Raw genomic sequence first — 11,695 nt, 5'->3', positions numbered from 1 at the left:
CGGCGCTCGGCTCCTAGGGGGCCCCCCCGGGGGGCCCCCCCCCCCCCCGGGGGCTGGCCCGGGGGGCGCCGCGGCGCCGGGGCCGCGCGCACGGGGGGGGGGCCCGGCCCCCCCTTCCGCGCGTGCGCCCTGCCTGCTTGCCTTCTAGTCGTCGCCTCTGCCGTCGTTGCTGCCGTCGAAGGGGTTGTCCGGGAGACCCTCGCTCGACGTGGGCGGGCCCGTGGGCGTCGTCGGAGTGTCCGTCGGTTCGCCCGTCGGCGGGCCGGTGGTCGGCGTGCCGGTCGGCGACGTCGGGGACGACGGCGGGGGCGTGGTCGGCGTGCCGCTCGACGAGGACGAGGACGAGGAAGGCGGCGGGGTCGTCGGCGTGGCCGGAGCCGTCGTGGTGGGCTCGACGCCCGCGCCCATGTCGGTGTCCAGGTCGAACTTGGCCGAGCTGCTGGTCGAGTTGAAGGTGTACTGGGCCCAGATCTGCGCCGGGAAGCCACCACCGTTGACCCGTCCGCCGCCGCCCGCGCCCGACAGCGAGACGTGACCGCCCTTGCCGACCTTCACCGGCTTGTCGGTCCCGCACTGCGTGGTGCCCGCCTTGGCCGCCTCACCGAACAGGCCCACCGACGTGACGAGGTCCGGGGTGTAACCGGTGAACCAGGCCGACCTGTTGCAGTCGGAGGTACCTGTCTTGCCCGCGACCTTCTGACCCTGGCGCGACGCGTTGTTGCGTACCGACTCGCGCGCCGTACCGTCGTCGACCACCCCGGTCAGCACCGAGGTGACCGAGTCGGCGGCGCCGCGGGAGATGACCTGCTCGCCGATCGCCTTCGGCAGCTCGATCGGCTCGCCCTGCTTGTACACCGACTTCACGATCTTCGGGGTGACCTGCTTGCCGTGGTTGTCGAGGGTCGCGTAGACACCGGCCATCTCCATCGGGCTCGCGCCCATGGTGCCGAGGGTCTGCGCCGCGTACGGCTTGAGGTCGCCGTCCTCCATGCCGAGCTTCTTGGCCGTGTCCATGACCTGGTCCATGCCGACGTCGGCGCCCATCTGCGCGAAGACGGAGTTGATGGACTTGTTCATGGCGGTCTGTACCGTGACCGGGCCGTAGCTCCGGTCGTCCTCGTTCGGAGGAGCGAAGCCGACCTTCTCGCCGTCGGCCACGACCGGCCGCCTGTTGGTGCCGTCGTAGATCGTGCTCGCCTTGATGGACTGGTCGCGCTGCGTCTTGGCGCTGTTCTCCAGGGCTGCCGCGAGAATGATCGGCTTGAAGGTGGACGCCGGCTGGTAGTCGGGGCGCGTGGCGTTGTTGACGTAGTGCTCGGTCAGCCCCTCACCGCCGTACAGGGCGACGACCTTGCCGGTCTTCGGATCGACCGATACGGCGCCGGCCTGCACGTCCGCATCGGTCTTGTCGCTCTTCGTGTGGAGATTGTCCGTCAGCTGCTGCTTGACCGACTTCTCCAGCTGCTTCTGCTTCTTGCGGTCGATGTTGAGCGTGATCGTGTAGCCGCCCGCGTCGAACTGCTCACCGGTGATGTTCAGGTCCTTGATCACCTCGGCCCTGGCGGCCGTGTACAGGTAGCCCTCCTGGCCCTGGAGCCCGGCGGCGGCCTTCGGTTCCTTGGGTACGGGGAACTTCATGCCCTGGCGCTCGCTCGCACCGAGCCAGTGCTTGTCGACCATATTGTCGAGTACGTAGTTCCAGCGCTGCTTGGCGAGCGCCTTGCCGGTGTCGGAGGCGATGGCCCAGTCGTACTGGTTCGGCGCCTGGAGGAGCGCGGCGAGGTACGCCCCCTCCGCCACGGTCAGCTTCGAGGCGTCCTTGTTGTAGTAGGCCTGGGCCGCGGCCTGGATGCCCCACGAACTGCGGCCGTAGAAGCTGGTGTTGATGTACCCGGCGAGGATCTCGTCCTTGCTCTTCTTGCGGTCGACCTTGAGCGAGATGACCAGTTCCTTCAGCTTGCGCGAAACGGTCTGGTCCTGCGTGAGGTAGTAGTTCTTCACGTACTGCTGGGTGATCGTCGAGCCACCCTGCTTGCCCTTGCCGGTGACCGTGTTGAGGACACCGCGGGCGGTGCCCTTCAGGTCGACGCCCTTGTCCTCGTAGAACGTCTTGTTCTCCGCCGCGACGAAGGTGTGCTGGACGCCCTTGGGCACCTGGGACAGGTCGACGATCTCCCGGTTGACCTGGCCGGTGCGGGCCATGGTGTCGCCGTTGCCGTACTTGTAGACGTTGCTCTGCAGCTCGGCGTCGGGGTTGCCCTCGGGCACCGAGATCACCATGTACAGCACCACGAACGCGCCCATGATCAGCAGCACGAACCCGAAGAAGGCACCCAGCAGCTTCTTCCACGTGAAGAGGCGGCGTATGCCCGACGGCCGCGCCGCGCGCTTGCGCGCATTTCTCGCATCCGCTCGGCCCATGACCTCAGTCGCTCCGCTTCTCGTTCGTGTCGTTCGTGGTCGTGAGTGACCAGGACTCGCTTCCGTGCACTTCCGTGCCGAATCAGCTCATGAAGCTAACACCGCCACTTAAGGCAAAACCCTGCTGATCCGGTCATTTCCGGACGTGACAATCAGCACCTGCCCCATGGGAACCGACGATCCAGGGGTGCGTATGGTTGCCGGGCACGATAAAGTGATATCACTTTGCTAGACACGGTGCAGGGCGCACCGGCCATGTACCGCCAGCTCAGAGAGACGGGGACCGTTATGTCCGAGACGGACGCCACACCAGACGTACCAGCTATGCCGAAGGCGCGTGTGCGCGAGTTCACGGCACACAGCATCGGCGGCGGACTCGCCCTGCTGCTCGGGCTCCTCGGCCTGATCATCGGCGTGGCCCTGGTCGCCACGGGCGCCACGCTCACCTCGACCAGCGGCGCGGTGCAGGGCGTACTGATCGCCGTCGGCATCGTCGTCGCGATCGCGTCGCTCTTCGCGATGGGCGGTCTGAACATGGTGGCGCCGGGCGAGGCCCGCGTCGTCCAGCTCTTCGGCCGCTACCGGGGCACGATCCGCGAGGACGGGCTGCGCTGGGTCAACCCGCTCACCTCGCGCACCAAGGTCTCGACGCGCGTACGCAACCACGAGACCGCCGTCCTCAAGGTCAACGACGCGTACGGCAACCCGATCGAGCTCGCCGCGGTCGTCGTCTGGAAGGTCGAGGACACCGCGCAGGCCACGTTCGAGGTGGACGACTTCCTGGAGTTCGTCTCGACGCAGACCGAGGCGGCCGTCCGGCACATCGCGATCGAGTACCCCTATGACGCACACGACGAGGGCGGACTCTCGCTGCGCGGCAACGCCGAGGAGATCACCGAGAAGCTCGCGGTCGAGCTGCACGCGCGGGTCGAGGCCGCGGGTGTGCAGATCATCGAGTCCCGCTTCACGCACCTCGCCTACGCGCCCGAGATCGCCTCGGCGATGCTCCAGCGGCAGCAGGCCGGCGCCGTGGTCGCCGCCCGCCGGCTGATCGTCGACGGCGCGGTGGGCATGGTCGAGGACGCGCTCGCCCGGATCACCGAGCAGGACTTCGTGGCGCTGGACGAGGAGCGCAAGGCCGCGATGGTCTCCAACCTGCTGGTCGTGCTCTGCGGGGACCGCGCCGCGCAGCCGATCGTCAACACGGGGACGCTCTACCAGTGACGCCGCCTCCGCCGCCTCCGTCTTCGGCGCGTAAACAGGTTCTGCTGCGGCTCGATCCCGCGGTGTACGAGGCGCTGGCCCGCTGGGCCGGGGACGAGTTGCGCTCCGCGAACGCGCAGATCGAGTTCCTGCTGCGCAGGGCTCTCGCCGAGGCGGGCCGGCTCCCCGGTTCGGCAGGCCCTATGCCTCGGCGGGGCCGGCCCCCCTCCGGCGACTGAGAACAGTGGGGAAGTTCTCCACCGGCGGCCCGGTGGGCGCTGGTCGCGCAGTTCCCCGCGCCCCTGGGGAGTTCTTCGCCTCCAGGCCGGTGGGGACTTCTCGCGCAGTTCCCCGCGCCCCTGGAGCATGCGGCTTCGCCGCAGCTTCAGGGGCGCGCACGTGCCCCGCACACCCCATAGGCGCACGCACGCGCCCATGAAATAGCGCACGCAGTGCGCATTTCAGGGGCGCGGGGAACTGCGCGACCAGCCCCCACCGGCCCGCACCCGGCCACGGGCCCCGCGGAGCCGAAGCAGCCCCGGCCGCTATACACGCCAGGTATACACACCGTGTACAGTCCTCCCCATGTCCATCGGCCACACCCTTCTCGGGCTCCTGGAATCCGGGCCCCGCCACGGTTACGACCTGAAGCGCACCTTCGACGACACATTCGGGCACGACAAGCCGCTGCACTACGGGCAGGTCTACTCGACCATGTCCCGCCTCCTGAAGAACGGCCTCGTCGAGGTCGACGGGATAGAGGCCGGCGGCGGCCCGGAGCGCAAGCGGTACGCCATCACCGAAGCCGGCGTCACCGACGTACGGCAGTGGCTGGCGACCCCGGAGAAGCCGGAGCCGTACCTCCAGTCGACCCTCTACACGAAGGTCGTACTCGCCCTGCTCACCGAGCGCGACGCGAGCCGCATCCTCGACACCCAGCGCGCCGAGCACCTGCGCCTGATGCGCATCCTCACGGACCGCAAGCGCAAGGGCGACCTCGCCGACCAGCTGATCTGCGACCACGCCCTGTTCCACCTGGAAGCCGACCTGCGCTGGCTGGAACTGACCGCCGCGCGCCTCGACAAGCTCGCCGCGGAGGTACGCCCCTCATGACTCCCGCCGGATCCCTCCTCGCCGCCCACGACCTGCACAAGACGTACGGGCCCACGCCCGCCCTGGACGGCGCCTCCTTCACCATCCACCCGGGCGAGGTCGTCGCCGTCATGGGCCCCTCGGGCTCGGGCAAGTCGACGCTGCTGCACTGCCTCGCCGGCATCGTCGTCCCGGACTCCGGGTCGATCACCTACGACGGCCGCGAACTCTCCGCGCTGTCCGACGCCGAGCGCAGCGCCCTGCGCCGCACCGAATTCGGCTTCGTCTTCCAGTTCGGCCAGCTCGTACCGGAGCTGACCTGCGTCGAGAACGTGGCGCTGCCGCTGCGGCTGACCGGCGTCAAGCGCAAGGAGGCCGAGCGCCGGGCGACCGGGTGGCTGGAGCGCCTGGAGGTCGACGACCTCGCGGGCAAGCGGCCCGGCGAGATCTCGGGCGGCCAGGGGCAGCGCGTCGCCGTGGCCCGCTCGCTGGTGACGAACCCGCGCGTGCTGTTCGCCGACGAGCCGACCGGCGCCCTCGACTCGCTCAACGGCGAGCGCGTCATGGAACTGCTCACGGACGCGGCCCGTTCGTCCAACGCCGCCGTCGTCCTGGTCACCCACGAGACGCGGGTCGCGGCCTACTCGGACCGCGAGATCGTCGTACGGGACGGCAAGTCACGGGACATGGAGTTCGCCCGATGACGCTCCTGGACGACCGCACGGACACCGCGTCGGCGCCCGCCGCCGCCTCGACAGGACCCTCGAGCTGGCTCCGCGACCTCGGCCTCGGCATCCGGTTCGCCGCGTCGGGCGGCCGCGAGGGCTGGATCCGTACGCTGCTCACCGCGCTCGGCGTCGGCCTGGGCGTGGCCCTGCTGCTCGGTGCCGCGTCGCTGCCGACGCTGATGAACGGGCGCGATGTGCGCGGCGATGCCCGGCAGTTGGGCGCCAACGCGGAGGGGGAGACCAAGCGGAGCGACCGCACGTTGCTCACCCTCGACGCGTCCTCCGACTTCCGGGACAGCTCGGTCGGCGGGTATCTGGTGCGCCCCGAGGGCCGGCACTCGCCGGTGCCGCCCGGCGTCGACAAGCTGCCGGGGCCCGGCGAGATGGTCGTCTCGCCCGCGTTGCGGGAGGCGCTCGACGCCCCCGGCAACAAGCTGCTCAAGGAGCGCTACCCGTACCGCATCGTGGGCACGATCCACGATGCGGGCCTCGACGGCCCCTTCGAGCAGTACCTCTACATCGGCAGCGACACCCTGAGCACCGACCGTGGCGCCTCCCGCATCGAGGGCTTCGGGATGAGCTACCCGCAGGGGCCGCTCGACCCGGTCCTCATCGTGCTCATCGTGCTGGCCTGCGTCGTCCTGCTCGTACCGATCGCCATCTTCATCGCGACGGCCGTCCGGTTCGGCGGCGAGCGGCGCGACCGGCGCCTGGCCGCGCTGCGCCTGGTGGGCGCGGACGCCCGGATGACGCGCCGGACGGCGGCGGGCGAGGCGTTGTTCGGCACGCTGATCGGTCTCGTGTTCGGCGTCGGCATCTTCCTGGCCGGGCGGCAGCTGCTGGGCGTGGTGAAGATCTGGCGGCTCTCGGCGTTCCCCTCCGACATGTCGCCGGTGCCCGCGCTCGCCGTACTCATCCTGCTGGCCGTACCGCTCGCGGCGGTCGCCGTGACGGTGTTCGCGCTGCGCTCGGTGACGATCGAGCCCCTGGGCGTCGTACGCAGCGCCCGCGCCCGGGGCCGGCGCCTGTGGTGGCGACTGCCCGTGCCGGTCATCGGCATGCTGCTCCTGCTCACGTCGGGTTCCGACGAAGCGGGGAGCACGGTGGGTGTCGTGCGGATCTCGGCCGGCATCACCCTGACGCTGCTCGGCCTGGTGCTGGTGATGCCGTGGGTGGTGGAGGCAGTGGTGAACCGGCTGCACGGCGGCCCGGTTCCCTGGCAACTGGCGTCACGCAGGCTCCAGTTGAGCAGCACCGGCGCAAGTCGCGCGGTCGCCGGGATCACCATCGCGGTGGCGGGCGGTATCGCTCTGCAGATGTTCACCGTCGGCATCGACGACGACTTCACCAAGACGACGGGACAGGACCCCAAGCGGGCTCAGATCGGCGTGAGCGGCAGCTTCTCCAGCGGGGAGCTCGCCGAGCGGATGGTGAAGGACTTCGGGGCGACCAAGGGTGTCCGTTCGGTGATCGGCACCGTGGACACCTGGCTGAGTCCGGTGCGCCCCGAGCGGGGCGACGACGACTCGCCCTCGGTGTCGCTCTCCGTCGGCTCCTGCTCCTCCCTGCGCGAGATGGCGAAGCTGCCGTCCTGTCACGACGGCGACGTCTTCCGGGTCACCGGGTCCGATTCCCCCGATTACGACGCGGATCTGGCGAGCATCGCCAAACCCGGCAGCAAGCTCATTATCGGCGACTCGCAGTCGAAGAAGTGGACGCTGCCCGCCAAGGCCCGGCTGGTGACGTCGCGGATGGACCCGGCCGGTACCCGCTTCGGCGGCATCCTCGCCACTCCGGCCGCCGTGAACGTACGGAACATGTCGGAGGCCTCGACGAACGCGCAGATCCAGGTCGACCAGTCGGTGCCGGACGCCTTCGAGTTCGTGCGCAACGCCGCGTTCCGGATCGACCCGGGCATGCGCGTGTGGAACTACACCTCGGAGCAGCGCGACTCGGAGTACGCGAGCATCCGGCGGGGCCTGTTCACGGCGGCCGCCCTCACGATGGCGCTGATCGCGGCCTCCATGCTGGTCTCCCAGATCGAGCAACTACGGGACCGCAAGCGCCTGTTGTCGGTCCTGGTCGCCTACGGCACGCGGCGCTCGACGCTCGCCTGGTCGGTGCTGTGGCAGACGGCGATCCCGGTCGTCCTCGGCATGGCCGTCGCGATCGGCGGCGGCCTGGTCCTGGGCTGGCTGATGCTGCGCATGGTCGACAAGCCGGTCACGGACTGGCTGCTGTTCCTGCCCCTGGCGGGCGTGGGCGCGGGGGCCATCGCGGCCGTGACCCTGCTGAGCATGCCGCCGCTGTGGCGGCTGATGCGGGCGGATGGGTTGCGGACGGAATAGGCACCCGGCGTCGGGGCGAAGGTCACGGGCGGCTGCCCCGGACCTTCCCTCGACCGGCGTCGGGGCGAAGGTCACGGGCGGCTGCCCCGGACCTTCCCTCGACCGGCGTCGGGGCGAAGGTCACGGGGCTCCGCCCCGGACCCCGCTCCTCAAACGCCGGAGGGGCTGATTTTGACCGGCATGCCCCGCAGCGCGACCCGCAGCGCCCCGGCCAGTTCCTCGTACTCCGCCGCCCGTGCGGCGCCCGTGCGCATCGCGAGAGCGACCCTGCGCGTGGGCGCCGGGTCCGCGAAGTACCCGGTGAGCAGCTGGCTGCTGCGGCTGGTCTCGACCGCGACGGCCGTCCGCGGCAGCAGGGTCACCCCGAGGCCGCCGGCCACGAGTTGGACCAGGGTGGACAGACCGGCGGCGGTCGTGGTGACCGGCGCGTCACCCCGGCCCGCCTCCCGGCAGATGTCCAGCGCCTGGTCCCGCAGACAGTGGCCCTCGTCGAGCAGCAGCAGATTCAGCTCGCGCAGCGCCTCGCGCGGGATGCCCTCGCGGCCGCCGAGCCAGTGGTCGAGCGGCGTGACGAGCACGAAGTCCTCGTCGAAGAGCGGGAGTTCGGTGACGCCCTGCACCCCGAGCGGCACGGCGAGCAGCAGCAGGTCGAGCCGCCCGGCCGCCAGCCCCTCGACCAGTGACGAGGTCTGTTCCTCGTGCACCTGGAGGTCCAGGTCCGGATACGCGTCGTGCACCAGGCGCAGCACGGTGGGCAGCAGGTAGGGCGCGACGGTCGGGATCACCCCGAGCCGTAGCGCGCCGGTGAACGGGGCGCGCACCGCCTCGGCCTCCTCCATGAGCGCGCCGACCTCGTCGAGCACGGCCCTGGCCCGCGCCGCGATCCGCGCCCCGGCCGGTGAGAGCAGTACTTTTCGCGTCGTACGCTCGAGAAGGGTCACCCCGAGCGTCTCCTCCAGGGCGGACACCGCACCCGACAGAGCGGGCTGGCTCATCCCGATCGCGGCGGCCGCGTCCCGGAAATGCAGATGCTCCGCGACCGCGGCGAACGCCCGTAGTTGCGCCAGGCTGGGCTGCCTCTTCCGCGTACCTGGGGTCATTCCGTTCTTTACGGCCACTGATAGCCACCTCCGATCAACATGACCGAGTCTAGCTATTTCCGTAATCAATGCACTCTGTGCCACGATCACCAGCAGTCCAACCCATGGAAACGTCCTCAAAAGGGGCGTTTCTCGCTGCAAGGAGAGCGTGTGCTCACTGTCGGTGACAAGTTCCCCGAGTTCGACCTGACTGCCTGTGTCTCCCTGGAGAAGGGCTCGGAGTTCGAGCAGATCAACCACAAGACCTACGAGGGCAAGTGGAAGATCGTCTTCGCGTGGCCCAAGGACTTCACCTTCGTGTGCCCGACCGAGATCGCCGCTTTCGGCAAGCTGAACGAGGAGTTCGCCGACCGTGACGCCCAGGTCCTCGGCTTCTCCGGTGACTCCGAGTTCGTGCACCACGCCTGGCGCAAGGACCACCCGGACCTGACGGACCTGCCCTTCCCGATGCTGGCCGACTCGAAGCACGAGCTCATGCGTGACCTCGGCATCGAGGGCGAGGACGGCTTCGCGCAGCGCGCCGTCTTCATCGTCGACCAGAACAACGAGATCCAGTTCACGATGGTGACCGCCGGTTCCGTCGGCCGTAACCCCAAGGAGGTCCTCCGGGTCCTCGACGCGCTGCAGACGGACGAGCTGTGCCCGTGCAACTGGACCCAGGGCGACGAGACCCTGGACCCGGTCGCGCTCCTCTCGGGCGAGTGAACGGAAGGTTCTGACATGGCACTCGACGAACTGAAGTCCGCCGTACCGGACTACGCCAAGGACCTGAAGCTGAACCTCGGCTCGGTCATCGGCAACTCGGACCTGCCCCCGCAGCAGCTGTGGGGCACGGTCCTGGCCTGCGCCATCGCCTCCCGCTCCCCGCACGTGCTGCGCGAGCTGGAGCCCGAGGCCAAGGCCAACCTGTCGCCCGAGGCGTACACGGCCGCCAAGTCGGCCGCCGCCATCATGTCGATGAACAACGTCTTCTACCGCACGCGTCACCTGCTCTCGGACTCCGAGTACGGGACGATGCGCGCCGGCCTGCGGATGAACGTCATCGGCAACCCGGGCGTCGACAAGGTCGACTTCGAGCTGTGGTCCTTCGCGGTCTCCGCGATCAACGGCTGCGGGATGTGTCTCGACTCGCACGAGCAGGTGCTCCGCAAGGCGGATGTGTCGCGTGAGGTCGTTCAGGAGGCCTTCAAGATCGCCTCTGTGATTCAGGCGGTCGGTGTCACGCTCGACGCGGAAGCGGTTCTCGCGTAGCGCGTCCCAGGAGTACGAGTGCGGGGGGCCGGATCTGATCCGGCCCCCCGCACTCGTGTCACGTCACGGGGGCTCCGCCCCGGACCCCGCTCCTCAATCGCCGGAGGGGCTTGATTTGTCTCCCCCGGAGGGGCTTGGAGGTTGTGAAGGTGGGTCCACCGGGGCCAGGGCCAGGGCTGTCGCCCCGTGGGGCGCTGGGGTCTGTTTGATCGCTGTCTCTCGCGACCAACTCCGTAGATACACGACGACCGTGTTCGCCACGGCGACGAGCGGGACCGCCACCACCGCGCCGCCGATCCCGGAGACCATCCCACCCGCGGCGACGGACAGCACCACGGCCAGAGGATGCACCCGCACCGCGCGGCCGAGGATGAACGGCTGCAGGATGTGGCCCTCGATCTGCTGCACGGCCAGGACGACCACGAGCACCATCAGGGCCGTGAAGACGCCCTGGGTGACCAGCGCCACGACCACGGCGAGCGCGCCCGAGACGACGGCGCCCACCAGCGGGATGAACGCGAACAGGAAGATGAAGACGGCGAGCGGCACCGCCATCGGCACACCGAGGAAGAAGATGCCGAGGCCGATGAAGATGGCGTCGATCAGAGCCACTATCACCGTCCCGCGGACGTACGCGGTGAGCGTGCGCCACGCCCTCGGGCCCGCTCCCGCGATGCCCGGACGGGCCTGCGCCGGGACGAGCTTGAGCGTCCACTCCCAGATGCGCTTGCCGTCGTAGAGCAGGAACAGTGTCGAGAACATCGCCAGCAGGATCCCGGTCAACGCCTCGACGACGACGGTGACACCCTCGAGGCCCGCCGACGTGATCGACTCGGTGTTCGCGCCGATCGCGTCGCGCAGCGACTTGGCGATGTCGTTGATCTGGTGATCCGTCACGTGGAACGGGCTGTTCAGCAGCCACTTGCGCAGATCGTCGATGCCGTCCTGGATCTGGTCGGAGAGCGCGTCGATGTTCTCCTGGACCTGCCAGACCACGAACCAGCCGACGAGCCCCATGACGACGAAGCCGAGGATGGCGGTGAGGGCCGTGGCGAGACCTCTGGGTACGCCGTGGCGGCGCAGCCTGGCCACCGTCGGCTGCAGCAGCGCGGTGATGAGCAGCGCCGCGACGAACGCGAACACCACCAGCTGCACCGAGCTGATGACCTTCATCAGGATCCAGACCATGCCCGCGAGGACGAGGAGGCGCCAGGACGCCTCCGCGGCGACCCGCAGCCCCCACGGCACGGCCGCGGCCGGTTCGGGCCTGGCCGACACCGCCGGCGCGTACGCGGGCGGCGGGGGCACCTGATCGTGCGGCGGCTCGCCGGTGTCCGCGTCACCGGACACCGCCCCGGCCGTCGGACGCGGCGGGGTGGAAGGGGTAGTTGGGGCGGACACGTCGGACAGATCCCTGTCCGCGTTCCGCTCGGCCTCGGCTCTGCGCTCGTCCAAGCGCTCGCCCACCTTGCTGATTCCGGCTCCGACTCTGCCGAGCCAGCCTGGGACACGCGACATGATCAGTCCTTTTCCCCCGTGCGCTCTCACCACT

General features: G+C 69.7%; 10 protein-coding genes. 7 read left to right on the top strand and 3 right to left on the bottom strand.

From position 1 onward, the window contains the following. Positions 1–144 precede the first annotated feature (144 nt). Entirely contained in the window at positions 145–2,421 is a 2,277-nt protein-coding gene (locus ACIREE_RS01345) for a transglycosylase domain-containing protein (RefSeq protein WP_404144703.1), read from the bottom strand. Between the two features lie 288 nt (positions 2,422–2,709). Here ACIREE_RS01345 and ACIREE_RS01340 point away from each other — a divergent pair, with 288 nt between their 5' ends. From ACIREE_RS01340 to ACIREE_RS01320, 5 genes are all read left to right on the top strand, one after another. Then, positions 2,710–3,645 (top strand): SPFH domain-containing protein, encoded by a 936-nt coding sequence (locus ACIREE_RS01340; protein ID WP_404144702.1) that lies wholly within the window; start codon positions 2,710–2,712, stop codon positions 3,643–3,645. Beyond that, positions 3,642–3,863, top strand: coding sequence for a hypothetical protein (locus tag ACIREE_RS01335; RefSeq protein WP_404144700.1), 222 nt, complete (start codon positions 3,642–3,644; stop codon positions 3,861–3,863). Before ACIREE_RS01340 ends, ACIREE_RS01335 begins: the two co-directional genes overlap by 4 nt. A 346-nt stretch (positions 3,864–4,209) precedes the next feature. Beyond that, a complete protein-coding gene (locus tag ACIREE_RS01330; protein WP_404144698.1) occupies positions 4,210–4,737 on the top strand; it encodes a PadR family transcriptional regulator in 528 nt (175 codons plus the stop codon). Next, on the top strand, positions 4,734–5,420 hold the full coding sequence (locus tag ACIREE_RS01325; RefSeq protein ID WP_404144697.1) for an ABC transporter ATP-binding protein: 687 nt from the start codon (positions 4,734–4,736) through the stop codon (positions 5,418–5,420). The genes ACIREE_RS01330 and ACIREE_RS01325 overlap by 4 nt, the downstream gene beginning before the upstream one ends. After that, the gene (locus ACIREE_RS01320; RefSeq protein WP_404144695.1) at positions 5,417–7,792 is read left to right on the top strand and encodes an FtsX-like permease family protein; all 2,376 of its coding nucleotides are present in this window, start codon (positions 5,417–5,419) and stop codon (positions 7,790–7,792) included. The genes ACIREE_RS01325 and ACIREE_RS01320 overlap by 4 nt, the downstream gene beginning before the upstream one ends. Before the next feature lie 149 nt (positions 7,793–7,941). On the opposite strand, the gene ACIREE_RS01315 is transcribed toward ACIREE_RS01320, so the two are convergent. Continuing rightward, on the bottom strand, positions 7,942–8,892 hold the full coding sequence (locus ACIREE_RS01315) for a hydrogen peroxide-inducible genes activator (protein ID WP_404144693.1): 951 nt from the start codon (positions 8,890–8,892) through the stop codon (positions 7,942–7,944). A 150-nt stretch (positions 8,893–9,042) separates the two neighbouring features. Here ACIREE_RS01315 and ACIREE_RS01310 point away from each other — a divergent pair, with 150 nt between their 5' ends. Together ACIREE_RS01310 and ACIREE_RS01305 are read left to right on the top strand one after the other, a co-directional pair. Beyond that, positions 9,043–9,597 (top strand): peroxiredoxin, encoded by a 555-nt coding sequence (locus ACIREE_RS01310; protein ID WP_404144692.1) that lies wholly within the window; start codon positions 9,043–9,045, stop codon positions 9,595–9,597. 15 nt (positions 9,598–9,612) lie between these two features. Further along, entirely contained in the window at positions 9,613–10,143 is a 531-nt protein-coding gene (locus tag ACIREE_RS01305; protein WP_404144690.1) for an alkyl hydroperoxide reductase, read from the top strand. Between the two features lie 93 nt (positions 10,144–10,236). On the opposite strand, the gene ACIREE_RS01300 is transcribed toward ACIREE_RS01305, so the two are convergent. Next, entirely contained in the window at positions 10,237–11,661 is a 1,425-nt protein-coding gene (locus tag ACIREE_RS01300) for an AI-2E family transporter (protein ID WP_404144689.1), read from the bottom strand. Positions 11,662–11,695: the final 34 nt, after the last annotated feature.

It is taken from the genome of Streptomyces sp. NPDC102467, assembly GCF_044765445.1.
Taxonomy (GTDB): domain Bacteria; phylum Actinomycetota; class Actinomycetes; order Streptomycetales; family Streptomycetaceae; genus Streptomyces.
Note: the sequence above shows the minus strand (reverse complement) of the source record. Positions and strands in the feature narration are given on the sequence as shown.

What these genes read in the sequence shown, in the direction of transcription:
- ACIREE_RS01345 (WP_404144703.1), bottom strand. Translation starts at nt 2,421, where the DNA reads ATGGGCCGAGCGGATGCGAGAAATGCGCGCAAGCGCGCGGCGCGGCCG.
- ACIREE_RS01340 (WP_404144702.1), top strand. Translation starts at nt 2,710, where the DNA reads ATGTCCGAGACGGACGCCACACCAGACGTACCAGCTATGCCGAAGGCG.
- ACIREE_RS01330 (WP_404144698.1), top strand. Translation starts at nt 4,210, where the DNA reads ATGTCCATCGGCCACACCCTTCTCGGGCTCCTGGAATCCGGGCCCCGC.
- ACIREE_RS01325 (WP_404144697.1), top strand. Translation starts at nt 4,734, where the DNA reads ATGACTCCCGCCGGATCCCTCCTCGCCGCCCACGACCTGCACAAGACG.
- ACIREE_RS01320 (WP_404144695.1), top strand. Translation starts at nt 5,417, where the DNA reads ATGACGCTCCTGGACGACCGCACGGACACCGCGTCGGCGCCCGCCGCC.
- ACIREE_RS01315 (WP_404144693.1), bottom strand. Translation starts at nt 8,892, where the DNA reads ATGACCCCAGGTACGCGGAAGAGGCAGCCCAGCCTGGCGCAACTACGG.
- ACIREE_RS01305 (WP_404144690.1), top strand. Translation starts at nt 9,613, where the DNA reads ATGGCACTCGACGAACTGAAGTCCGCCGTACCGGACTACGCCAAGGAC.
- ACIREE_RS01300 (WP_404144689.1), bottom strand. Translation starts at nt 11,661, where the DNA reads ATGTCGCGTGTCCCAGGCTGGCTCGGCAGAGTCGGAGCCGGAATCAGC.